The 23,466-nt window shown below is 63.8% G+C and carries 22 protein-coding genes, 1 tRNA gene and 1 pseudogene; 10 read left to right on the top strand and 14 right to left on the bottom strand.

Annotated features, from left to right (window positions below):
• Positions 1 to 215: 215 nt before the first annotated feature.
• The 8 genes and pseudogenes from DXT74_RS08530 to DXT74_RS23195 form a co-directional block, all read left to right on the top strand.
• Complete coding sequence (locus tag DXT74_RS08530) at positions 216 to 1,610, top strand: L-cystine transporter (RefSeq protein WP_043590896.1); 1,395 nt, start codon at positions 216 to 218, stop codon at positions 1,608 to 1,610.
• Positions 1,611 to 1,802: 192 nt separating this feature from the next.
• A complete protein-coding gene (locus tag DXT74_RS08525) occupies positions 1,803 to 3,140 on the top strand; it encodes a CoA-disulfide reductase (protein WP_194427732.1) in 1,338 nt (445 codons plus the stop codon).
• A 153-nt stretch (positions 3,141 to 3,293) separates the two neighbouring features.
• A complete protein-coding gene (gene apbC, locus DXT74_RS08520) occupies positions 3,294 to 4,385 on the top strand; it encodes an iron-sulfur cluster carrier protein ApbC (protein ID WP_081555387.1) in 1,092 nt (363 codons plus the stop codon).
• A gap of 10 nt (positions 4,386 to 4,395) precedes the next feature.
• On the top strand, positions 4,396 to 5,178 hold the full coding sequence (gene murI, locus DXT74_RS08515; protein ID WP_194427731.1) for a glutamate racemase: 783 nt from the start codon (positions 4,396 to 4,398) through the stop codon (positions 5,176 to 5,178).
• Positions 5,175 to 5,627 carry a ribonuclease domain-containing protein gene (locus tag DXT74_RS08510; protein WP_114152087.1) on the top strand — a complete coding sequence of 151 codons (453 nt, stop codon included), beginning with the start codon at positions 5,175 to 5,177 and terminating at the stop codon, positions 5,625 to 5,627. The genes murI and DXT74_RS08510 overlap by 4 nt, the downstream gene beginning before the upstream one ends.
• The gene (locus DXT74_RS08505) at positions 5,618 to 5,896 is read left to right on the top strand and encodes a barstar family protein (protein ID WP_043637558.1); all 279 of its coding nucleotides are present in this window, start codon (positions 5,618 to 5,620) and stop codon (positions 5,894 to 5,896) included. The genes DXT74_RS08510 and DXT74_RS08505 overlap by 10 nt, the downstream gene beginning before the upstream one ends.
• Before the next feature lie 353 nt (positions 5,897 to 6,249).
• Entirely contained in the window at positions 6,250 to 7,482 is a 1,233-nt protein-coding gene (locus tag DXT74_RS08500) for a dicarboxylate/amino acid:cation symporter (RefSeq protein ID WP_019103577.1), read from the top strand.
• 451 nt (positions 7,483 to 7,933) lie between these two features.
• A pseudogene (locus DXT74_RS23195) lies at positions 7,934 to 8,098 on the top strand (GNAT family N-acetyltransferase); the annotation flags it as partial.
• 198 nt (positions 8,099 to 8,296) lie between these two features.
• Here the strand turns inward: DXT74_RS23195 and DXT74_RS08490 are convergent.
• The 8 genes from DXT74_RS08490 to hemE form a co-directional block, all read right to left on the bottom strand.
• Positions 8,297 to 8,386 (bottom strand) — tRNA-Ser (locus DXT74_RS08490).
• 142 nt (positions 8,387 to 8,528) lie between these two features.
• A complete protein-coding gene (locus DXT74_RS08485) occupies positions 8,529 to 9,533 on the bottom strand; it encodes an NAD(P)H-dependent glycerol-3-phosphate dehydrogenase (protein WP_043637555.1) in 1,005 nt (334 codons plus the stop codon).
• A gap of 9 nt (positions 9,534 to 9,542) precedes the next feature.
• The gene (locus tag DXT74_RS08480; protein WP_019101499.1) at positions 9,543 to 9,986 is read right to left on the bottom strand and encodes an SH3 domain-containing protein; all 444 of its coding nucleotides are present in this window, start codon (positions 9,984 to 9,986) and stop codon (positions 9,543 to 9,545) included.
• Between the two features lie 13 nt (positions 9,987 to 9,999).
• Positions 10,000 to 10,452: a protein-export chaperone SecB gene (gene secB / locus DXT74_RS08475; protein ID WP_019101498.1), complete on the bottom strand. Its 453-nt coding sequence runs from the start codon at positions 10,450 to 10,452 to the stop codon at positions 10,000 to 10,002.
• A gap of 132 nt (positions 10,453 to 10,584) precedes the next feature.
• Complete coding sequence (grxC, locus tag DXT74_RS08470; protein ID WP_043637552.1) at positions 10,585 to 10,842, bottom strand: glutaredoxin 3; 258 nt, start codon at positions 10,840 to 10,842, stop codon at positions 10,585 to 10,587.
• 98 nt (positions 10,843 to 10,940) lie between these two features.
• Positions 10,941 to 12,323 (bottom strand): D-alanyl-D-alanine carboxypeptidase/D-alanyl-D-alanine-endopeptidase, encoded by a 1,383-nt coding sequence (dacB, locus tag DXT74_RS08465; RefSeq protein WP_231138300.1) that lies wholly within the window; start codon positions 12,321 to 12,323, stop codon positions 10,941 to 10,943.
• Between the two features lie 16 nt (positions 12,324 to 12,339).
• Positions 12,340 to 14,514: a primosomal protein N' gene (locus tag DXT74_RS08460; protein WP_194427729.1), complete on the bottom strand. Its 2,175-nt coding sequence runs from the start codon at positions 14,512 to 14,514 to the stop codon at positions 12,340 to 12,342.
• A 567-nt stretch (positions 14,515 to 15,081) separates the two neighbouring features.
• Positions 15,082 to 16,149 (bottom strand): uroporphyrinogen decarboxylase, encoded by a 1,068-nt coding sequence (hemE, locus tag DXT74_RS08455; protein ID WP_043637540.1) that lies wholly within the window; start codon positions 16,147 to 16,149, stop codon positions 15,082 to 15,084.
• A 108-nt stretch (positions 16,150 to 16,257) separates the two neighbouring features.
• Here hemE and DXT74_RS08450 point away from each other — a divergent pair, with 108 nt between their 5' ends.
• Entirely contained in the window at positions 16,258 to 16,938 is a 681-nt protein-coding gene (locus DXT74_RS08450) for an ATP-binding protein (protein WP_114152092.1), read from the top strand.
• Here DXT74_RS08450 and DXT74_RS08445 read toward each other — a convergent pair.
• From DXT74_RS08445 to DXT74_RS08430, 4 genes are all read right to left on the bottom strand, one after another.
• Entirely contained in the window at positions 16,926 to 17,771 is an 846-nt protein-coding gene (locus DXT74_RS08445; RefSeq protein WP_043637534.1) for an ABC transporter substrate-binding protein, read from the bottom strand. The two genes, DXT74_RS08450 and DXT74_RS08445, sit on opposite strands and share 13 nt — an antisense overlap.
• Before the next feature lie 92 nt (positions 17,772 to 17,863).
• A complete protein-coding gene (locus DXT74_RS08440; protein WP_194427728.1) occupies positions 17,864 to 18,379 on the bottom strand; it encodes a chromate transporter in 516 nt (171 codons plus the stop codon).
• Positions 18,376 to 18,933 (bottom strand): chromate transporter, encoded by a 558-nt coding sequence (locus DXT74_RS08435; RefSeq protein ID WP_043637525.1) that lies wholly within the window; start codon positions 18,931 to 18,933, stop codon positions 18,376 to 18,378. The genes DXT74_RS08440 and DXT74_RS08435 overlap by 4 nt, the downstream gene beginning before the upstream one ends.
• A gap of 95 nt (positions 18,934 to 19,028) precedes the next feature.
• The gene (locus DXT74_RS08430) at positions 19,029 to 19,907 is read right to left on the bottom strand and encodes a LysR family transcriptional regulator (RefSeq protein WP_194427727.1); all 879 of its coding nucleotides are present in this window, start codon (positions 19,905 to 19,907) and stop codon (positions 19,029 to 19,031) included.
• Between the two features lie 107 nt (positions 19,908 to 20,014).
• Between DXT74_RS08430 and DXT74_RS08425 the strand changes: the two genes are divergently transcribed.
• A complete protein-coding gene (locus DXT74_RS08425; protein WP_019103835.1) occupies positions 20,015 to 20,614 on the top strand; it encodes a short chain dehydrogenase in 600 nt (199 codons plus the stop codon).
• A 9-nt stretch (positions 20,615 to 20,623) separates the two neighbouring features.
• On the opposite strand, the gene DXT74_RS08420 is transcribed toward DXT74_RS08425, so the two are convergent.
• Together DXT74_RS08420 and parE are read right to left on the bottom strand one after the other, a co-directional pair.
• On the bottom strand, positions 20,624 to 21,340 hold the full coding sequence (locus DXT74_RS08420) for an ABC transporter substrate-binding protein (protein ID WP_081557019.1): 717 nt from the start codon (positions 21,338 to 21,340) through the stop codon (positions 20,624 to 20,626).
• 117 nt (positions 21,341 to 21,457) lie between these two features.
• Positions 21,458 to 23,422: a DNA topoisomerase IV subunit B gene (parE, locus tag DXT74_RS08415; RefSeq protein WP_194427726.1), complete on the bottom strand. Its 1,965-nt coding sequence runs from the start codon at positions 23,420 to 23,422 to the stop codon at positions 21,458 to 21,460.
• Positions 23,423 to 23,466: the final 44 nt, after the last annotated feature.

The following is a 23,466-nucleotide window of genomic DNA, read 5'->3' as shown; positions in this document are numbered from 1 at the left end:
CGGCATGGCCGCGCGCGTTCGCTCGCGCCTCGCCCCGCCTGGATGAAGCTTTTTTTATCAGGATTCCACGCTCGTCTGACCTCGCTCAAAATGCCGACGCCAAGCCGTCGCTACCCTGAGCCCAGCTCGCCGCCCCACCCCAAACCTCCTACACCCAGCCGGCCCGGGCGGCCAGTGAAACCTGACGACAAAACCAATAGATTAAGGGGTTTCCCATGACCTTGACCGTCATCGCCACGCTAGCAGTCACGCTGGCCTTGCTGGCGCTGCTGTGGCAGCAGCAACGCACCCACGTTTCTTTCACCAAGCGGGTCTTCACCGGCCTGGCCTTGGGCGTCGCCTTCGGCGCCGCTCTGCAATGGCTCGCCCAACCCGGCTCGCCGGCGCTGGCCGCCTGCCTGGAACTATGTGAAATCATCGGCTCCGGCTATGTGAAGCTGCTGCAGATGATCGTGATCCCGCTGATCATGGTGTCCATCATCGCCGCGCTGCTCAAGCTGGAAGGCGGCTCTTCTCTGGGCAAGATCAGCGCCGCCACCCTGGGCGTGCTCTTGTTCACCACGATGCTCGCCGCCGGCGCCGGCATTCTGATGGCCAATCTGTTCGGCCTCAGCGCCGAAGGTCTGACCGCAGGCGCCGCCGAAGTGGCGCGCGGCGAATCGCTGGTGAAGAACCTGAGTACGGTCGAAGACCTGTCCTTCAGCAAGCTGGTGCTGGACTTCCTCCCGGCCAACCCCTTCCTGGACATGACCGGCGCGCGCAAGACCTCCACCATCGCAGTGGTGATCTTCTCCGTGCTGATCGGCCTGTCCGCCACCGGCATCGCCCGCAAAAAGCCCGAGCTGTTCGCCAGCTTCAGCCACTTCATCGCCGTGGCCCAGGCCATCGTGATGCGCATGGTGACCCTGGTGCTGCGCTTGACGCCCTATGGCGTGTTCGCGTTGATGACCAAGGTGGTGTCCGGCTCCAGCTGGACCGACATCGTCAACCTGATCAATTTCGTGCTGGCCTCTTACGGCGCGATGCTGCTGATGTTCGCCGTGCACCTGCTGCTGGTGGGCCTGGCCGGCGTCAACCCGCTGCGCTGGACTAAAAAGGTGATTCCGGTGCTGACCTTCGCCTTCACCTCGCGCACCAGCGCCGGTTCTATTCCAATGAACGTGGCCACGCAGAACAAGCTGCTGGGCATTCCGGACGGCATCGCCAACTTCGCGGCCTCCTTTGGCGCCACCATCGGCCAGAACGGCTGCGCCGGCATCTACCCGGCCATGCTGGCGGTGATGATCGCCCCCACCGTGGGCGTCAACCCGATGGACCTACACTTCATCGTGCCGCTGATCGCCATCATCACCATCAGTTCCTTCGGCGTGGCGGGCGTTGGCGGCGGCGCCACCTTCGCCGCCCTGATCGTACTGTCCGCGCTCGACTTCCCGGTAGCGCTGGCCGGCCTGCTGATCTCGATCGAGCCGTTGATCGACATGGGCCGCACCGCGCTCAACGTCAGCGGCTCCATCACCGCCGGCACGGTAACCAGCCGCTTGCTGGGCCAGACCGATATGCAGGTGTTCAATAGCGATCGCGAGATCAATCTGGACGAAGAGATGGCTTAACGCTCTGCGCGCGAAGCAGCCTTGAAAACCGCCTGGGAATGCCGATTTACAGCCTGTAAACTAAGCATCCACGGCGGTTTTCCCATTAAAGCGGGCAAGAAAACCCCGCAGGCCGCCTGATAGCGCGGACAGAGGCCGCCGCACGGCGAAACGATGCAGTGCGGCGCAGCAAAACCCGTACGGAAACACTATATGAAAATCGTCATCATCGGCGGCGAAGCCGCCGGCATGAGCGCGGCGGCCAAGGCGCGCCGCAGCGCGCCGCAAGCTGAAATCGACGTCTACGAGATGTCCGACATCATCTCTTTCGGCGCTTGCGGCCTCCCCTATTTCGTCGGCGGCGAGTTCGACGATCCCGGCTATATGGCCGAATTCAGCGTGGAAGACTTCGCCAAGCGCAATATCCGCGTGCACACCGGCCACCAGGCCCTGAGCATAGACCCCGCCGCCAAGCGGGTGCGCGTGCGCAGGCTGGCGGACGGAGAAGCCTTCAACGCCGCTTACGACAAACTGATGATCGCCACCGGCGCCAGCGAGATCCGACCGCCGCTGCCGGGCCTGGACTTGCACGGCGTACACACGCTGCGGGTAATGGAGGACGGCCTGGCGCTGCGCGCCGCCGCGGCCCGCGACGAGGTGCGCGAGGTTGTCATCATCGGCGCCGGCTTCATCGGCCTGGAGCTGGCAGAAGCCATGGTTCGCCTGGGCAAGCGAGTGCGGCTGATCCAACTGGCCGAGCGGGTAATGCCGGACGCCTTCGACGCCGAAATCACCAGCCTGATGGAGCAGGAATTGCGCGAACACGGCGTGGCGCTGCACCTGTCCGAGGCCGTCACCGCGCTGCGTGGCGACGGCGCGGTGCAAAGCGTGGTCACCGAACGGGGCGAATACCCGGCCGATCTGGTGGTGCTGAGCATAGGCATCCGCCCCAATACCGCCTTCGCCGCCGACGCCGGCCTCACGCGACTGGGCAACGGCGCCATCGTGGTCAACGCCTACGGCGAAACCAGCCTGCCGGACATCTACTCCGCCGGAGACTGCGCGGCCGCTCCGCATCAGTTGACCGGCCAACCGGTCTACGTGGCGCTGGCCACCGGGGCCAACAAGCTGGGCCGACTAGTGGGCGAGAACCTGGCCGGCGGCCGCCAAGCCTATCCCGGCACCCTGGGTTCCGCCGCGGTGCGCGTCCTGTCCCTGGACGCCGCGCGCACCGGCCTGTCCGAAACACAGGCGCGCGCCGCCGGCTTTGATTGCCAAAGCGTGCTGGTCAAGGACAAAAACCACACCAACTACGTGCCCGGACAGGCGGAAGTCCACGTCAAACTCTGCTATGAAACCGGCAGCCAGCGGCTGCTGGGCGCGCAGATGATAGGCCGCAACGGCGATGTGGTGCACCGGCTGGACGCGCTGGCCGTGGCCATCGCCAAAGGCGTCAGCGCGCGCGAACTGGGCATGATGGACTTCTGCTACGCGCCGCCGTTCGCCCGCACCTGGGACGTGCTCAACGTCGCCGGCAACGTGGTCAAATAAACCAGGCTGGCAACAAGCCCAACTTGCCCGCGCCGATGCCAGCGCGGGCAAGTTGGGGTACACTGCCGGACAGCCACAGATTCAACGGATGTCCTCCCCATGCTTTCCAAGCTCACCCGCCTTTTCCAGTCCTCACCGGGAACCGAAAACAGCATGTCACTCAGCGATGCTCAAGTGCTGGAAGCCGTGTCCAGCCTGATCGACGACAATACCGGCAAACCCTTCGTCGCCGCCAAGGCGGTGAAAAACATCAAGATCAGCGACGCCGAGCTGTCGCTGGACGTGGTGCTGGCCTACCCGGCCAACAGCCAGCACGAATCCGTGCGCCAGCGCTTTGAAGCCGCGCTGGCGCCGCTGGCCGAGCAACGCAAACTAAGCGTGCGCGTGGGCAGCCAGATCACCAGCCACTCCGCCCAGCGCGGCGTGCCGCTGCTCTCCGGCGTCAAGAACGTGATCGCCGTCGCCTCCGGCAAGGGCGGCGTGGGTAAATCCACCACCGCGGCCAACCTGGCGCTGGCGCTGTCCGCGGAAGGCGCGCGCGTCGGCATCCTGGACGCCGACATCTACGGCCCGTCCCAGCCGCTGATGATGGGCTTGCAGGGCCAGCGTCCGGAAACCCCGGACGGCAAGAGCCTGAAGCCGCTGGAAAGCCACGGCGTGCAAACCATGTCCATCGGCTACTTGGTGGACGCGGATCAGGCCATGGTGTGGCGCGGCCCCATGGTCAGCCAGGCGCTGCAACAGTTGCTCAACGACACCCGCTGGGACAATCTGGACTATCTGGTCATCGATATGCCCCCGGGCACCGGCGACATCCAGCTGACGCTGTCGCAGAAGGTGCCGGTCACCGGCGCCGTCATTGTCACCACCCCGCAAGACATCGCGCTGCTGGACGCGCGCAAGGGCGTCACCATGTTCCAGAAAGTGGGCATTCCCATCCTGGGCATGGTGGAGAACATGGCCATCCACGTCTGCTCCCACTGCGGTCACGCCGAACACATCTTCGGCGAAGGCGGCGCGGCGCGGATGGCGGCGGACTTTGGCGTGGACGTGCTGGGCTCCTTGCCGCTGGACATGGGCATCCGCCTGGCGGCGGACGGCGGCACCCCCACGGTGGCCGCCGATCCGGACGGCAAAGTAGCGGAGCTGTACAAGGCCATCGCCCGCAAAGTGGCGGTGAAGGTGGGCGAGAAAGCCCAGGACTTCTCCAGCAAATTCCCCAAGATCGTCATCCAGAACAACTGACACACGCATCATGATCGCGATGTTCGACTCCGGCCTCGGCGGCCTTTCGGTATGGAAGGCCGTGCGCGCCGCGCTGCCCGGCTGGGGCATCACCTATCTGGCCGACCAGGCCTACTGCCCCTACGGCCAACGCAGCCACAGCGACATCGCCGAGCGCAGTGTCAGGATGGGCCGCTACCTGCAAGAACAAGGCGCCACCCTGCTGGTGGTGGCCTGCAACACCGCCACCACCGCCGGCATCGCCGCCATGCGCCGCGAACTCTCCATCCCGCTGGTGGGCATAGAACCGGCGATCAAGCCGGCGGCGGCCATGAGCCGCACCGGCCGCATCGCAGTACTGGCCACTCAGGCCACGCTGCAAAGCGAGCGGGTGCGCAAACTGCTGGACACCCACGCAGGCCACGTTGAAGTGCTGCGCCGCGTGGGCGCGGGCTGGGTGGAACAGGTGGAGGCCGGCGAACTGGACAGCCCGCGCACGCGCGAACTGGTGGCGGACGTAGTGCGGCCGCTACTTGGCGAAAACATCGACCACATCGCGCTGGGCTGCACCCATTACCCGTTTTTGGAGCCGCTGATCCGCGAACTCACCGGCGACGGCATCGCTTTGTACGATCCGGCCGAAGCCATTGCCCGGCGCGTGGCCTCGCTGCTGCCGGACACCGCGCCCGCCGCCGCTCCGGCCTACCGCTTCATCACCACCGACGCCGACAACGCCGGCATGCGTCGCATCCTGCCGCTGCTGATCGGCGCCGACTATCCAGTTGAATCCCTGCCCATGGAGCAAGCCCAATGATTCCACGTCTATCGCGCCTGCTGGCGCTGGCCTGTCTGATCGCCGCCCCCGCTGCCTGGGCCTTGCCCCAATGCTCGCTAGTAGCGGCCCAAGTCAATCAGCAAGCCGGCAACCGGCTCAACCAGAACGAACTGAGCGCGGTGCTAAGTCAACTGGGCAAGAACGGCCAGCTGCCTCCGCAATTCATCAATAAACGCCAAGCGAAAAACGCCGGCTGGCAACCCGGCCGCAGCCTGTGGAGCGTGCCCGGCCTCAATGGCAAATCGATAGGCGGCGACCGCTTCGGCAATTACGAAAAACGCCTGCCCAAAGGGCAATGGCAGGAAGCCGACTTGAACTATAAAGGGGGCAAGCGCGGTGCTTACCGCATCGTGTTCTCCGGTTCCGGCCAGCGTTTCGTCACCGTGGACCACTACAACCGCTTCATCGAGGTGCCACCATGCCAGTAAAAGTTTGCGAACTGCACCACATCAAAAATCTGGACCAGTTGTTTGACGAACTAAGCCGGCAACTGCTTTTGCCGGCGCATTTCGGCCGCAATCTGGACGCGCTTTACGACAGCCTGGCCAAAGACGTGGCGGGTCCGTTCGAGATCGTATGGCGCGAAACGGAGGAAGCGCGCAAGGCGCTGGGCGTGGACCTTTACACCACCATCCTGGAAATTCTGGAAACCGTGGCCGAAGAGCGCGGCGACGTCACGCTGGACATCCACCACTGACGCATCAGGCCGCCGCCGCAAGGCGCCGGGGGCGGCCCCATCCCAATGGCAAGTTCATCATCATTCGTTTCCGCAACACATACTCAGCCGCGAAATTCAAGACTCGAAATACAACAAAGACAAGCGTTCGCTAATTCACTATAATCCCACCCCTAAATAGGTCAACAACTGTCCTACAACTGGCAGCAATGCCAATAAAATCAAACAACAATAACGTAGGCAGGCCACTACATCGGCAACCTTGACACACACGAAGCGGCTGCTCCCTCCACCGGACCGGCGCCGGCATTGTTTCATTGCGAACTTGCCGTGTTGTTATCAAAACGCTCTCAAATACAGGTAGGAACTTCTCAATGCAGTCGAAAAAACTCACAGGGCTGATCCTGATCGGCCTGGTGCTGGGCATCATTACCGGCTATCTCTATCGCGAGAATGCCGCTAGCGAAGCCGACATCAAAGCCTTCGCAAGCAATATCTCCATCCTGACCGACATCTTCCTGCGCCTGATCAAGATGATCATCGCGCCCTTGGTGGTGTCCACCCTGATCGTGGGCATCGCCAAAATGGGCGACGCCAAGACCGTGGGCCGCATCGGCGGCAAGACCATGCTCTGGTTCATCAGCGCTTCGCTGATGTCCCTGACCCTGGGCCTGATCATGGTCAACTTGCTCAAGCCGGGCGTGGCGCTCAACCTGCCTCTGCCGGATACCCACGCCACCAGCGGCATCCAGGCCGGCGCGCTGTCGGTGAAGGACTTCGTCACCCACGCCATCCCCAAGAGCGTGTTTGAAGCGATGGCCACCAACGAGATTCTGCAGATCGTGGTGTTCTCGGTGTTCTTCGGCTGCGCGATGGCGGCTTTGGGCGACCGCGCCAAACTGCTGATCGACACCATTGACGTGGTGGCTCACGTGATGCTGAAAGTGACCAGCTACGTGATGCTGTTCGCGCCGTTGGCCGTGTTCGGCGCCATCGCCGCCACCGTGGCCAAGGAAGGCCTGAGCATCCTCGCCACCTACGGCAAGTTCATGGCGGAGTTCTACCTGTCCATCGGCATCCTGTGGGGCCTGCTGATCCTGGCCGGCGCGATGTTCATCGGCCCGCGCGTGCTGAAGCTGATGGGCATGATGCGCGAGCCGCTGCTGCTCTCCTTCACCACCGCCAGTTCCGAAGCCGCCTACCCCAAGACCCTGGAACAACTGGAGCGCTTCGGCTGCTCCAACAAGATCGCCAGCTTCGTGCTGCCGATGGGCTACTCCTTCAACCTGGACGGCTCGATGATGTACTGCACCTTCGCCGTCATCTTCATTGCCCAGGCTTACGGCATCGATCTGACGCTGGCGCAGGAAATCTCCATGCTGCTGATTCTGATGCTCACCTCCAAGGGCATGGCCGGCGTGCCGCGCGCCTCGCTGGTGGTGATCGCCGCCACCCTGGCTCAATTCAATATTCCGGAAGCCGGCCTGCTGCTGTTGCTGGGCATCGACCACTTCCTGGACATGGGCCGCTCCGCCACCAACGTGGTGGGCAACTCCATCGCTACCGCGGTGGTGGCCAAGTGGGAAGGCGAGTTGAAAAAACATTGAGCACCGCCTGCTCCGTTGAACGCGCCGCCCTCCGGGCGGCGTTTTTTATGGCGGCGAGAAATGACTCAGCCCTGTTGTTCGGGTAAAGCCGACTTGTCATGCGGCGTCTGCCGTGGCCCTTGCGTAGATCGGGGATGGCACTGCGCAGGATTTGCTCGCAGGCGTACAGCCGACCTTCCAGTCGTTTCAAAGAGGAGGCCACCGCCACGCTGCTGAACGGACACAATTCGGAGAGTTGCGTATTCAGAGGCTATGGCGTTATGAGCTGCCACACGCAAATGCCGCAGAATGAGGCAAGACGCGGCGATCGTTACTGATTGGGGTAGCGGGTCAAGCAAGATGCCGTTGGTGGCTTGGATGGATCTGGATTAGGGTCTGGTTTGTGGTTGCCGAGAGGGATCTGTGAGAGTGGCGCATGGCTGGGTAGCCAGTCCAGACCCCGCCCTCCTTTATTGTCGATACCGAGCAGCGGCTGGGTTTTATCGTTTTTCAGGAGCAAGAGGGGGAGATACGTTTAGATCATCTCTATGTGCTGCCCGAGCATCAGGGTAAAAGAGTCGGCGCCTTGGTGCTGCGGTGGGTGTTGGAGCGCGTGGCCTCGCTAGGTTTGGCGGCACGGGTCACCGCCTTGCGAAATAGTAAGGGCCAATCGTTTCGTCACGGTTTTATCTTGTTGAGCCAAAGGCCGTTCGATAGCTATTACCGCTGTGTCAGGGCCGGGAGAAGAAGACTACAATGGTCAGCGCAAACAGGTGGAGGGGCGGAAGAACAAAACAAAAAAGCCCTGATTGCTCAGGGCTTCAATGTCTGGTTCTGGCGGAGAGGGAGGGATTCGAACCCTCGGTACGCTCGCACGTACGCCTGATTTCGAGTCAGGTACATTCGACCACTCTGCCACCTCTCCGACTCAGAGTGGGGCATTCTATTGGGCCCGGGTTTAGCTGTCAATAGCCTTGTCGCAGCTAGCCATAAAAAACGGACCGCTCTCTTCCGAGCAACGGTCCTTTTTTTCATTCAGCCGGCAACGCCGGCAGATGGCAGAGGCTTCAATGCAGCAGATCGCCAGCCTCCGACTTGGGGGAGCGGCTCAGCAACTCCTGCACTACCCGCTGCGGGTCGTGCCCCTGGTAGAGCAAACCGCAAACCGCGGCGGTGATCGGCATGTCCACTTCCAGCCGTTCAGCCATGGTCAGCACTTCGCGAGCAGTGGCTACGCCTTCGGCCACGTGGCCCAACTCTTGCAGCGCTTGCTGCAAAGGCTTGCCCTCGGCCAGCTTCAGCCCTACCTGACGGTTGCGCGACAGCGCTCCGGTGCAGGTGAGAATCAGATCGCCCATGCCGGCCAGGCCCATCATGGTCTGCTGGCTGGCGCCCAACGCGGTGGCCAGGCGGGTGATCTCGGCCAGGCCGCGAGTGATCAGCGCGGCGCGGGCGTTCATGCCGTATTCCAGGCCGTCCGCCACGCCGGTGGCGATGGCCATCACGTTCTTGACCGCGCCGCCCACTTCCACGCCCACCAGGTCAGCGTTGGCGTAGAGCCGCAGCAGCGGGCTGTGCAGATCTCGCGCCACTTGCCGGGCGAAGGCTTCGTCGTCGGAGGCGACTGCAGCCGCCGCCGGCAAGCCCTGCGCCACTTCACGGGCGAAGCTGGGGCCTGACAACACGCCGCAGCGGTGGTTGGCCGGCAGTTCTTCCGCCACCACTTGGTGCGGCAGCAAGCTGGAGCCGGCCTCAAAGCCCTTGCAGGCCCACAGCAGCGGCGGCAGGTGCGAAGACAGCGCGGTCAACGCCCGCAGCGTGGGCCGCAAACCGGCCATCGGCGTGACGATGAGAATGAGTTCGGCGTCCTGGATAGCGCGCGGCAGTTCCGCGGACAGCTTGAGCGCATCCGGAAACGGGCAATCGGGAAGATAGCGCTGGTTGACGCGCTTGGCGGCCAATTCGGCCACCTGATTGGCGTCGCGCGCCCAGAGCGTGACTTGATGGTGACGGGCGAAGGCGATGGCCAGGGCGGTGCCCCACGCGCCAGCGCCCAGGATGGCCAGTTTCATGCGTAGCCTTTACAAGCCCCAGAGGTCGGTAATACGAGCATAGCCGATGCTGCCGTCGCGGTGGCGGACTTTGACCCAACCGCCCTTGGGCGGCTCTTGCAGCTCCACCACGCCGTCCTTGGGCACGGTGTAGGCCAGCGGGGCATCGTTGGCCGGCGCGGCGCGTACTTCCGCCTTGTCGGCGGTGATCAACAGCCAGCGCTGTTTGGACAACGCGGCGGCCGGAATCCAGGCGATGCCGCCGGTGGCGTCGCGCACGCGCGACCATTCTTTCTGACTGCTCAGCACTTCCACCGGGTAGTAGCGGCTCACCACGAACAGTTTCTTCGAGGTGAGCGCCGGCGCCTCGTACAGCGCCACGCCGGTTTCCTTCACTGAGCGAAACTCAAGTGCGGCGGCGCTGTGAGCCAACAGGCCCAGGCTCAGCGCCAGCGGATATACGAGGCGTTTCATTGATTGCGTCGCCTCAGGCGTTGCCGGCTTCGGCCTGTTGCGCGCGTTGCTGCATGTACAGGGCTTCGAAGTTGATCGGGGACAACAGCACCGGCGGGAAGCCCGCGCGGTTCACCACGCTGGACACGGCTTCGCGCGCGTACGGGAACAGGATGTTGGGGCAAGCCACGCCCAGGATGGGATCGATGTCTTCGGCCGGCACGTTGCGGATCTGGAAGATGCCGGACTGACCCACTTCGCACAAGAACATGGTTTTTTCCGGCAGCTTGGCGGTTACGGTCACGGTCAGGGTCACTTCGTAGAAACCGTCGTCCAGCTGCTTGCCTTCGCTGGCCAGCTGCATGTCAATTTCCGGCTGTTCTTGCTCCAGGAATACCTGCGGCGCGTTAGGCACTTCCAGGGACATGTCCTTCACATAGATTTTCTCGATGGAAAACGCCGGCTGCAGCTCTTGTTGTTCGCTCATCTCTTTGTCTCACACGGAGGCCGCTCGCAAGCGGCCGGTTTGGGAATGGTTAAAACAGGCCTGCATCATCGCACGAAAGCGGTTCAGGGCCAACCGCCCGCAAACGAGGGGTTTGATCGCGGGCAAAACGGCTCAATCGCCCAGCAGCAGCTCCAGCTTGCCGGCCTGGTTCAGCGCCACCAGGTCGTCGCAGCCGCCGACATGGGTGTCGCCGATGAAGATCTGCGGCACGGTGCGGCGGCCGGTCAGATCCATCATCTTGTCGCGCTCGACCGGGTCCAGATCAATGCGGATTTCCTTGATGTCGGCCACGCCTTTGGCGGCGAGGATTTGCTTGGCGCGGATGCAGTAGGGGCACACCGCGGTGGTATACATGGTTACGGGTTTCATCGATGGCTTTCGCGAAATCGGGCGCTCCGGCAAGGAGCGCGCAAAGCCCGATATTATACCGCCGCCGCGCGCGCCGAAACCGTCAATCCGCCATGTTCTTACTTGGAGGCCTCGAAGCGGTCGATCAGATCGGCGACGATCTGGTCCATCGCCTTGCCCATCTCCGGCGCGCGCGGGCTGTTGACGATCACCGCCAGCACCAGCCGGCGTCCGTCCGATCCCAGCCAGTAGCCGGCCAGAGCCTTCACGTCCTTCAGGGTGCCGGTCTTCATCCGCAGCCGCGGGCCTTGCTCGGCGAAGCGCTTGCGCAAGGTGCCGTCCTCGCCGGCGATGGGCAGGCTGGCCAGGAATTCGCTGGCGTAGGGCCCGCGCGCGGCGTTGAGCAGCACCCGCCCCATCAGCCGCGCGCTCACCCGCTCGCGGCGCGACAGGCCGGAACCGTTTTCCAACACCAGCGTTTCATCGGAAATGCCGTTGGCCGCCAGCAGGCGCCGCACTGCGTGCTCGGCGTTGGCGCGGGTATCCTCACCGCCGCCGCCCTCCTTGCCCAAGGTCAGGAACAGGGTGCGCGCCATGGTGTTGTTGCTGTATTTATTGATGTCGCTGATCGCCACGGTCAGCGGCTGCGAGTCGTGGCCGGCCAGTTCGCGTGCGCCGGCCGGCACCCGCCCCAACCCCGCGCCCTTGGGTCCGGCTCCGCCCAGCGCCTGCCATAGGGCAGCAAAGTCCTGGCTGGCGAAAGCGTCGTGGTCCAGCACGTTGACGAAGGTTTTGGCCCCGTCGCAACTGGGCGGCAAAGTGCCGCTGACCGTGACGGAACGCATGTCGTTGGCGATGCTGACGTAGCGGCGCACATCGGAACAGTCATTCGGGCCGCCCTGCCCGCCGGCCTGAAGCTTGGCGTTGACGCTGACGCCTGCCAACGGCGGGTCCAGCGCCACGCGCGCGCCGCCGGCGTCGACGTAAAAGTTGAGCCAAGCCACTTTCAGGTTGGTCAGGTGGCTGTCCGGCTCCACGGTGAAGGCGCGGCCGGCGTCTTCGTCGAAGTCGTGAGCGCTGGACACGCCCTTGAACGCGCTCTTGTCCAACACCAGCTTGCCGTCTATCCGTTGCACGCCACGCAGCCGCAGACCGTATAGCAGATTAAGCAGGCTATCGTTGTTGAAACGCGGATCGCCGGCGCCCAGCCAGTAAAGATCGCCTTGCAGCGCGCCGTCGCGCACCGGCGCGGCGGACCACAGCCCGGTGTGCCAGCGGTAGCCGGGCTTGAGCAGGTTCAGCGCGCTCCAACTAGTGATCAGCTTCATGGTGGAGGCCGGATTGACCGCGCTGTCCGCGCGATGGCCGGCCAGCTCTTTGCCATTTTCTACCGGCGCGGCCCAGACGGCCACTTCCTCCGGCTTGAGGCCGTGCAGATCCAACGCGCGGGCCGGCAACGCCGGCAACAGCAGACAAGCCGCCATCAGGATTTGCTTCTTCATTGCTTTCATTGGGCGATCACATGTCTTGTGGATCCACGTCCAGCGACCAGCGCAGGCCGCGTCCATGGCGTTTGGCCGCCGCTTCCACCTGCGGCAGCAATTGATTCAAAAATCCGTGCAGCGCCTGCCGTTGCGGCGACTCCAGCACCAGCTGTGCGCGTTCGCGATTGGCCAATCGCGCCATCAGCGCCGGCGCCGGGCCGGCGATCAACACCTGCTCGGCCAGCGGCTCGGCCAGCCGCCGCACCTCGGCCAGAAAGGCGGTGGCCAATTCCAGGCTGGGGCTGTCGGCGCGCAGCAGCGCCTGGTAGGCGCAGGGCGGAAAGCCGGCGATGCGTCGCTCGTCCAACAGGGCCTTGGCGTAGCCGTCGAAATCGTGACGCGTCAGCGCCTGGTATAGCTCATGATCCGGCCACTGGGTCTGGATCAGCACCTCGCCGGCGGCCTCGGCGCGGCCAGCCCGGCCCGCCACTTGCATCAGTTGCGCGAACAGCCGTTCGGAAGCACGGAAGTCCGCGGAATACAGGCCGCCGTCCGCGCCCAGCGCCACCACCAGCGACAAAGTGCCAAAGTCGTGGCCCTTGGCCAGCATCTGGGTGCCCACCAGCATGTCCACCTCGCCGGCATGGACCTTGCGATAGATCTCGTCCCACGCCTCCTTGCGGCTGGTGGTGTCGCGGTCTATGCGCAGGATGCGCGCCTCGGGAAACAAACGCGTCAGCGCGGACTCCAGCCGCTGTGTGCCCTCCCCCAGCGGTTTGATGTCGGGATTGCCGCAATCCGGGCAGGCGCGCGGCACCGCCTCTTCCCAACCGCAATGGTGGCAACGCAGCTTGCGCTCCAACAAGTGCACCACCAACTTGGCGGAACAGCGCGGGCAGCCGCTGGTCCAGCCGCAATCGGTGCAGGCCACCACCGGCGCGAAGCCACGGCGGTTGATGAACACCAAGCTCATCTCGCCGCGCGCCAGGCGCTGGCGTAACGCCTGAATCACTGGCTCGGACAAGCCTTCCGCCAGTTTTTGCCGCCTCACGTCGACCAGTCTCACATCCGGCAACCGCGCCGCGCCGTGCGCCCGCCTGCTCAGCGACAGACGACGATAGCGGCCAGCCTCGACATTGGCCACGGTCTCCAGGCTGGGGGTGGCCGACCCCAGCAGAATGGGCACGCCGGCCTGGCGCGCGCGCCAGATCGCCAGATCGCGCGCATGGTAGCGCAAACCGTCCTGTTGCTTGAATGAGCCGTCGTGCTCTTCGTCCACCACGATCAGCCCCAGGCGCGGCAGCGGGGTGAATACCGACAAGCGGGTGCCTATCATCACGTCGGCTCGCCCCTGCCAGCCGTCCAGCCAGCCCCTCAGGCGCTCGCCGTCGGCCAGATGGCTGTGCTGCACCGCGATGCGGCTGTCCGGAAAGCGTTGGGTGAAGCGCGTGATCAACTGCGGGGTCAGGTTGATTTCCGGCACCAGCACCAACACTTGGCGGCCGGCGGCCAGATGATCGGCGATCAGCCGCAGATAAACTTCGGTCTTGCCGCTGCCGGTAATGCCGTGCAGCAGCCAGGGTTGGTATCCGGCTTGGCCGCGCAAAGCGTCCAGCGCGGCTTGCTGCTCTTCGTTCAGCTCAGGGCTGTCCGCCACTCGCAAAGGAACGGGCTCCGGCTCCACGCGCCGGACCTTGTTGTCCGCCAGCCAATCCGCCAACACCTTGCCAGCCTGCGGCGTCACCGCCTTGGCCGCGGCCAGCGTCAATGCCCCGTCCTGCAAGGCCTGCCACAGCGTCAGCCGCGCGCGCTGGCGAGCCGGCGGCGCCTCCGCCTCGCCTTGCGGCGTCAGCGCGTATGGACGCTCATCCGGCAAAACGATGTCGCGGGGCTCCCGCAGCCCGGTGGGCAGAGCGGTGAACAACGCCTGTCCCAAGGGATGATGGTAATAATCCGCGGCGAAGCGCACCAGGGACATAAAGTCTTCCGGCAGCGGGGGCAGCCCGGACAGAACCGACTCCACCGGCTTGAGCTTGGCGGGATCGATACCCTGTTGAGGTATGTCCGTGACAACCACGCCACACAGCCGGCGGGGCCCAAAGGAAACCGCCACTCTTTGCCCGGCCATGACAGACAACTGGGTCAGGTAACTGAACGTACCTGGCAGCGGCACATCCACGGCCACTTGTACGATGCTTTGCTGCCCCATCCGGCGCGCCCTCGAAGACAAATGCTGTTGTGACAAGGCTTTGCGGCCTCTGTGCACAGATGCTGTGGATAACTTTGTGAACAAGCTGCCGGTCCGAGGTTGAAACGGCCTCAGATCAGCGTTTCCGTTAGATTGCGCAAAAATTAATCAATTATTTTTCTCTTTATTTTCAAAGACTTAAATTGATCAAAAAAACATGAGCAATCGGCTTGACAAGGCCACGAACTCTGACTAGCAAATGTGCATAACTCAGAGAACAACTATGGTTCGCCTTGTCAATATCCTTATTCATCTCAGTGTAAAAATACAATCCGGCCAGAGGAGAGTCCTTGGCCGGACAAGTTAGGATACCCTGACGACGCGCGAAAGGCCCCAAGGGAAAAGTTAAGTTTTCTGTTGAAAAAACAAATCCTTTTACGCAGGCCCCGCTAACAACAACTTGATACCGGATTTAGACACTGATAAAGCCGGCTTTAATGCCCGCCGGCCAGCGCCAACTTGGTGCATTCGTCAAAGGGGATTCCGTCGGACCGACAGAAACATGCCATTGAACTTAAAACCGGTTGATCAGCCCGCGGAGTGGTAGGGACGGGACAAACGATGCACCGCCTCCACCAAGGCTCCGGCGTGCTCCGGCTTGACGTGTTGCGAAATGCCGTGACCCAGGTTGAAGACATGGCCGCTGCCGGCTCCGTAGCTGGCCAGGATGCGGGCCACTTCGCGCTCAATGGCGGCCGGCTCCGCGAACAAGGCGTTGGGGTCGAAGTTGCCCTGCAAGGCCACCTTGCCGCCCACCCGCGCGCGCGCGGCGCCCAGGTCCGTGGTCCAGTCCAACCCCACGCAGTCGGCGCCGATGGCCGCGATTTCCTCCAGCCACTGGCCGCCGCCCTTGGTGAACACGATCACCGGCACGCGGCGGCCGTCGGCCTCGCGCTTCAGGCCGGCGACAATTTGACGCATATAGGCCAGCGAGAACTCGCGATAGGCCGCCTGGGTCAGCGCGCCGCCCCAGGTGTCGAAGATCTGCACCGCCTGCGCGCCGGCGTCGATCTGTGCGTTCAGGTAATCGATCACGGTGCGGGCGTTCACATCCAGGATGTGATGCAGCAACTCAGGGCGGCTGTAAAGCATGGCTTTAACGTGACGGAAATCGTCGGAGCCTCCGCCCTCTATCATGTAGCAGGCCAAGGTGAACGGGCTGCCGGAGAAGCCGATCAGCGGCACGCGGCCATCCAGCGCCTTGCGGATGCTGGACACCGCGTCGAAGACGTAGCCCAGCTTGTCCAGCGCCGGCACCGTCAGCGCGCGGATGGCGGCCTCGTCGCGCAGCGGACGCTCGAACTTAGGCCCCTCGCCTTCCGCGAAGTACAGGCCCAGGCCCATGGCGTCCGGCACGGTCAGGATGTCGGAAAACAGGATGGCGGCATCCAGCGGGAAACGCTCCAGCGGCTGCAACGTCACCTCGGTGGCATAGTCGGGACTGGTGCATAAACCCATGAAACTGCCGGCTCGGCTGCGAGTGGCGCGGTACTCCGGCAAATAGCGGCCGGCCTGGCGCATCATCCAGATCGGGGTGTATTCGACGGGCTGGCCAAGCAGCGCGCGCAGGAAGGTATCGTTCTTGAGCTGGGTCATGCGGCAATCAGTCCTGAGAGGCGAAAAAATAGACCGTCATTATACCCGAGTCCCCCGGCCCAGTCCCCCCGCTTGGCGGCTGGCCTCCGCGCGGCTAAGCTGTGCGCCATGAAGAAAACCGTTCTCTTGTCCTGGAGCAGCGGCAAGGACAGCGCTTGGGCGCTGCATGTGCTGCGCCGGGATCCCGACGTTGAAGTCGTCGGACTGTTCACCACCGTCAACCAGGCTTTCCAGCGCGTGGCCATGCACGCGGTGCGGGTGGAGCTGCTGCAGGCGCAGGCGGCGGCGCTGGGCTTGCCGCTGCGCCAGGTAAGCATCCCCTACCCTTGCAGCAACGAGGATTACGCCAGCCGGATGGCGGACTTTGTCAGCGCCTGCCGCGCCGACGGCGTCAGCCATATGGCCTTTGGCGATCTATTTCTGGAAGATGTGCGCGCCTACCGAGAGCAGAACCTGGCCGGCAGCGGCATTGCGCCGCTATTCCCGTTGTGGGGCCTGCCCACCGCGGAACTGGCGCAAACCATGCTGCGCGGCGGGCTCAAAGCCAGGCTGACCTGCCTGGACCCGCGCAAGCTGCCGCGCGGCCTGGCCGGCAGCGAGTTTGGCCAGGCTTTGCTGGACGCGCTGCCGCCGGATGCCGACCCTTGCGGCGAATACGGCGAGTTCCACTCCTTCGCCTGGGACGGCCCGATGTTCCTGCGACCGGTGCCGCATGCAGTGGGCGAAACGGTGGAGCGGGACGGCTTTGTCTTTACCGATCTGCTGCCGCTGGACACTCAACGCGGATAGAACCACAGCTCCTTCCGCTTCAGCGGCGTCTCCTTGGGCAACAAGGGATTGGGCAGTTCTATAATGCGCCGCTGCGCCAGGTTCAAGGCCCGCAGGCGAGGCCCGTTGAAGCGCATGAACAACTTGTCGAAGCTACCATCCTTAACGGCGGCTTCCAGGCCCTGAGTCAGAGCCCGGGCCAGCTCCGGCCGGCGCGGCGACACAAAGAAATAAAAGACCGCCGGATAGTGCAACACAATGAAAGGATCCAGTGTCAGGCCCTTGGCGACGTCTGACTCCAGCTCCTGCCCCACCTCGATCACGCTGCGCGGAAAATAGTCGAAGCGCCCCTGGCGCAACATGGCGAACAGCGGCAGATACAGGGGGCTCGCCACCACCGGCAAGCCCGCGTCGCGCAGAATCTGCGTATCCGGCCAATCCTGCCCTTGACCTGCGGTCAACGCCTTCAAATCCGCTAATGTGAAGACCTTCTCAAACAACCGGCCGCGCTTTTGCGATACCAGCGGCACGCGCCAGCCAATCAAGCCCTTGTACAAAGGGATGCGCACCGGCAGGGCCTTCTGTTCGCGCTCGCGGCTGCTCATGCCCCAGAAAAGATCCACGCTGGCATTGCCGTGCGCCATCTGCTCCAGCGCCCTCCCCTGATTCATGTCCAGTGCACTGCTCAGCTCGCAACTGATTTTGACCTCGCTGCACGCCAGTTGCAGCAAGGCCTGCATATAAGGCAGATGCGGGTCTTGCTCTCCGGACACCAGCGCGTAGCGGATCGACAAAGTTTGCCCCAGCGCCGGCAGCGCCAGAACGCACAGCAGCAGCATCAAGATTCGCATCATGCGCGCCCTCCCGAGAACACCCTGTTCATTATGGCCGCCGCGTAGAGCCTGTTCACAATCTCGCGAACTAAAGCGAGACTTTGAGCGCCATCCTACAGCAGACCCAAACCGCCAAGCAAAGCGCCGGCCGACAATAGCCACAGGGGATTGAGCGTAGTGCGCCACGCCGCTAGCGCCACCGCGCCGCACAACAACCAGGCGCCTACGCTGGCATTGGCCGCCTGACTTAACAAACAGGCGCTGGCAGCCACCAGGCCTATGGTCAGCGGCGCCAGCCCGCGCTGGATCGCCCGGGTCAACGGCGCCTGTTGATAGCGCTGCCACCAACGCGCCACGTAAAAACTCAGTACCGACGACGGGCCGCAGATGCCCACCATGCTGACCAGTGCGCCCGGCACCCCGGCCACTTGCCAGCCGATCAGACAGACTACCAGCACATTGGGGCCGGGCGCGGCCTGCGCGATGGCGAACAACGCGGCGAACTCCCGCCCGCTCATCCAGCCCTGTTCCATGACCAGCCGCTGCAACTCGGGAATCAGCACATTGGCGCCGCCCACCGCCACCAGCGACAGCAGGGAGAACCGCCATAACAGCACCAGCAGAATCATGAGTCCTCCTTCGGCCTGTCTCGCCAGGCCAGCCCGATGGCAATGGGGGCCAACAGCGCCAGCGACCACAGCAGGGGCAATTGCAGGACGCCCAGCGCACAGAAGGTCAACGCCGCCACCAGCACGCACCACAGCTTGCGCTCAATGCGCGCCAGCAAGCGCAGCCCCATCGCCGCGATCAGGCCGGCGGCGGCGGAAGCCAAACCATGCAACACATTCTGCACCAGCGGCAGCTGCCGGTAATGGCCGTAGAAGGACGCCAACAACAGTACGATGACCATGGGCGCCAGCAACAAACCGGCGATGGAGGCCAAGGCTCCGCTCACGCCGTGGAAGCGGCTGCCCACCGCCACCGCGACATTGACGATATTGGGCCCCGGCAACACTTGGCCCAGGCCCAGCACCACAGCGAAGTCGGCCTCGCTCAGCCAGCGGCGGCGCAACACCATCATCCGGTGCGCCTGCGGCAATACGCCGCCGAAACCGGTCAGCCCGATAGAGAAAAAGCCGGCGAACAAATCGCGCCGGCTGGGCGCCCGCAAATCCGGTTCCATGCCCTTTCCTCTCTCCAAATCATCCATGCGTTCACGCTACGCCGATGCGCGCCGCAGCTCAAACGAAAATCGCTGACAGGCCCTGTCAATAAAACTCACAGCGCGCCCAAGCGCTCCAGAATGAAGTCTATGAACACACGAAGCTTGGGCAAAGGCTGGCGATCCGGCAGATAAATCAAATGCATGGGCTTGGGCGGCGGCAAACAACCCGGCAACACCTCCACCAGCCGGCCGGAAGCCACATCGTCGCCCAACAGCGCCTCGGCTTGCAGCACGACGCCGCCGCCGGCCAGCGCCACCATGCGCAAGGCCTGACCATGATTGGACTGGAAGCGGCTGGCCCGCCCCCACTCGCCGGCCCCCAGCAACTCCCAGCCATCGTCCTTGCGCCACAGGGAAAAACCCAGGCAATCATGCTCGGCCAGATCTTCCGGCGCGCGCGGCACGCCTTTGCGCGCCAAATAGGCCGGCGCCGCCGCCACCATCATCCGGTAGGGCTGCAGAGGCCGGGCCACCAAGCCCGAATCGGGCAGCCGGCCGATGCGGAAGGCGGCGTCGTAACCGTCGGCCACCAAGTCGACCAGTTCGTTCGACAAAGTCAGGTCCACCGTGATATCCGGATACGCTTGCATGAACTCTGCCAACAAGCCCGCCAGCCGCAGCGAACCAAAGGTCACAGAGGCATTGACGCGCAGCACGCCGCGCGGCGCGCCGCTCATCAACTCGGCGCCGCTTTCCGCCGCGCGAATTTCCGCCAGAATGGACTGGCAGCGTTGAAAGTAATGCAGGCCCAGCTCAGTCAATTGCTGGCGGCGGGTGGTGCGCGCCAGCAAGCGGCCGCCCAGCCGCTGTTCCAGGCTGGCGATATGCTTGCCCACCATGGGTTGGGACAAGCCATGCGCCTCGGCCGCCGCGGTGAAACTGCCTCGCTCCACCACCGCCACGAACAGCTCCATGCTCAAAAGGCGATCCATGCCATTCATAACCTATGGTTTTCAATCTTGTTCATCTTAGCGGATTAATCAATGCTCCGCGCGGGAGCAGAATGAGCGGGTCTTAACACTTGTCCGGGAGATTTCCCATGAAAAAGATTCTCATCGTCGGCGCCCACGGCACTCTGGGCCAGGCCGTCAGCCAGGCGCTGTCCCACCATCAAGTCATCAAAGCGGGCAGCCGCCGCGGTGATGTGCTGGTGGACCTGACCAATGGCGACAGCATCCGCGCGTTATTCGAACGCATCGGCGGGGTGGACGCCATCATCAGCGCCGCCGGCAAGCTGCACTTCGGCCCCTTGGCGGAGATGAACGCCGAACAATTTCGCATCGGCCTCAACGACAAGCTGATGGGCCAGGTGGAGTTGGCGCTGATCGGCCAACACTATCTGAACGCCGGCGGCTCCATCACCCTGACCAGCGGCATCGTCAGCGAACAGCCCATCCGCTTCGGCAGCAACGCCAGCGCCGTGAACTCCGCATTGGAGGGCTTTGTGCGCGGCGCGGCGGCGGAGCTGGACGGCGGACGCCGCATCAATGTGGTCAGCCCCAACGTGTTGCAGGAATCCTGGGAGCAGTACCGGGACTTTTTCCCCGGCTTCGAAGCGGTGCCAGCGGCACGCGCGGCCCTAGCCTATGTCCGCAGCGTGGAAGGCGTGCAGACCGGTCAAACGCTGCGCGTCTGGTAAGCCCCCGCCTCAATCGTAAATCGTCATCAAGCCGGCCATCTCGCGTTTGCCCGCGGCGGACAGACAAGCCGTCTTCAATTTGCCCAGCATGACGGCGTCGCGCGCCAGCTCGCTGCGTTTGGATACGTAGAGCGCCATTGGCTCGTCGCCGTGCACGTATTCGGCCAGATTGGGCAGGCTCTCGCCCATCTGCCTCAGCGCGTGGCCGCAGCCTGGACGCACGCACATCATTGCGTCCAGCCTGCCGGCTTGCAGCATGCGAAACCCCTGCGGCATGTCCGATACCTCCACCGGCGTCGCCCCGCTTTCGGCGACAAAGCCGTCCAGGGTGTGGGTGCCGCGCAGAATGCCCAGGCTGCGCAGGCGGAACCACTGTGGACCTATGGGCGATACTTGGCCGCGACGATGGTAGAGCACGGAAATGCGGATCGACACCGGCCTGCACAACTCCACGGCGAAGCCTGCTCGCTCCGGCGAAGCGGTCACCAGCGCCAGCGCGTTTCGCCCATTTCTCAGCTCCTCTATCGCGCGCGGCAACGGCCGGACATCCTGAGTCAGCGTCAGTCCCGCCTGCTTCGCCACAAACCGGATGAAACGCGGCGCCAGGCCGTCCTGACTAGCGCCGTCGCCCCAGGGCCCAATATCCTGACTGGAGGAGTGGTAGCCGGCCGCCAGCACAGGCAGCGCCAGCCACCCCGCCAACAGTCCCCGCCATCGTTTGGCCATGCCATTCCCCTTGATTGAGACACCACGCCTAGCCTCACTATAGCCCGCAATGGAAAAGCCCCCGCAAGCAAGGCTTGCGGGGGCTTTCCGTCCTTTGAGAACAACCGGCGCGGTCGCTCAGATATCGGCCTCTACCGCATTGCCGTTGGCTTCCATCCAGCTGCGGCGGCTGGACGCTTCCCCTTTGCCCATCAGCATGACGAAAGTGGACAGCGTCTGCTCCAGCTCGCCGGTGCGCACCCGCACTTGGGATAAACGGCGGGTATCTGGATTCATCGTGGTGTCCTTCAACTGCTCCGGGTTCATCTCGCCCAGGCCCTTGAAGCGGGAAATGCTCCAGGCGTTCTCTCGCACGCCTTCGCTGCGCAGCCGGTCAAGGATGGCGGTCATCTCTCCTTCGTCCAAGGCGTACAGCTTGCGCGGCGGACGATGCTTGCCCTGGCCGGGCACGTCCACGCGGAACAGCGGCGGCTGAGCCACATAGATATTGCCGTTCTCGATCAAACGCGGGAAATGGCGGAAGAACAACGTCAGCAAGAGCACCTGGATATGAGACCCGTCCACGTCCGCGTCGGACAGGATGGCGATCTTGCCGTAGCGCTGGCCGGACAAGTCCGGGTGGTCGCTGGGCCCGTGCGGATCCACCCCGATGGCCACCGAAATATCGTGAATCTCGGCATTGGAGAACAGCTGGTCCTTATCGGTTTCCCAGCTATTGAGCACCTTTCCGCGCAGGGGCAAGATGGCCTGGTATTCTTTGTCGCGCGCCAGCTTGGCGGAACCGCCGGCGGAATCGCCCTCCACCAGGAACAGCTCGTTGCGATCGATATCCTCGCTCTCGCAATCGGTCAGCTTGCCGGGCAGCACCGCCACGCCGGAGCCTTTTTTCTTTTCAACCTTCTTCACCGACTTCAGACGCGACTGCGCCTGGCGGATGGCCAGTTCGGCAATCTTCTTGCCGGACTCCACGTTCTGGTTCAGCCACAGCTCCACCGGATCGCGCGCCAGGCCGGAAATCAGCTTCAGCGCGTCGCGGCTGGTCAGCTTGTCCTTGGTCTGCCCCTGAAACTGCGGGTCCAGCACCCGGGCGGACAATACGAAGCGCACTCGGCTCCACACATCCTCCGCCATCAGCTTGACGCCGCGCGGCAATAGGTTGTGGTGATCTATGAAACTCTTTACCGCGTCAAACACGCCGGCACGCAAACCAGCCTCATGAGTGCCGCCCACCGGCGTCGGAATCAAGTTGACGTAGCTCTCGCCGCTGGCGCCGTCCTCGAACCAGGCCATCGCCCACTGTACGCCCTCGCCCTTGGCGAACTGCTCGTGATCGTCGCCGATATACGCCTCTCCGGCAAACAAGGGCGCCACCGGCTCGTCGCCGTTGCACAGCTCGGCCAGATAGCTCTTCAAGCCCTCCGGATATTGCCAGACCTTGACCTCGTCGCCGCTGGGACGCTCCACTACCAGGGTGACCGCCACGCCGGGCAGCAGCACCGCCTTGGCGCGCAGCAGGCGCTCCAGCTCCGGCAAGGAGTAACGCGGGCTTTCAAAATACTTGCCGTCGGGCCAGACCCTGACCCGAGTGCCGCTGGTGCGCGGGCCGCAATCCCCCACCCGAGTCAACGGCTCAATGACGTCGCCGCCGGAAAACACCAGACGGTGCACGCCGCCTTCGCGCTTGACCTCCACCTCCAGCCGGGTAGACAGCGCATTGGTTACCGACACGCCAACCCCGTGCAGGCCCCCGGAAAAAGCGTAGGCGCCGCCGTCTTTCTTGTTGAACTTGCCGCCCGCGTGCAACCGGGTGAACACCAGTTCCACCACCGACACGCCTTCTTGCGGATGCAGGCCCACCGGAATGCCGCGGCCGTCGTCCTCCACCGACAAGGAGCCGTCCTGATGCACCGTCACCGCGATCTTGCGCGCGAAGCCCCCCAAGGCCTCATCAGCGGCGTTGTCTATCACTTCCTGGCAAATATGGGTGGGATCGGTGGTGCGGGTGTACATCCCCGGCCGTTCCTTGACCGGCTCCAAGCCTTTCAGCACCCGTACCGACGACTCATCGTATTGTTGCGTCATGTTTGAATCTTGTTGCTCAGCAAATTACGCCAAACGCCGCGGCC

Origin of the sequence: Chromobacterium sp. Rain0013, from assembly GCF_015291765.1 — a bacterium.
In the GTDB taxonomy this organism is placed as follows: Bacteria; Pseudomonadota; Gammaproteobacteria; order Burkholderiales; family Chromobacteriaceae; genus Chromobacterium; species Chromobacterium haemolyticum.
Note: the sequence above shows the minus strand (reverse complement) of the source record. Positions and strands in the feature narration are given on the sequence as shown.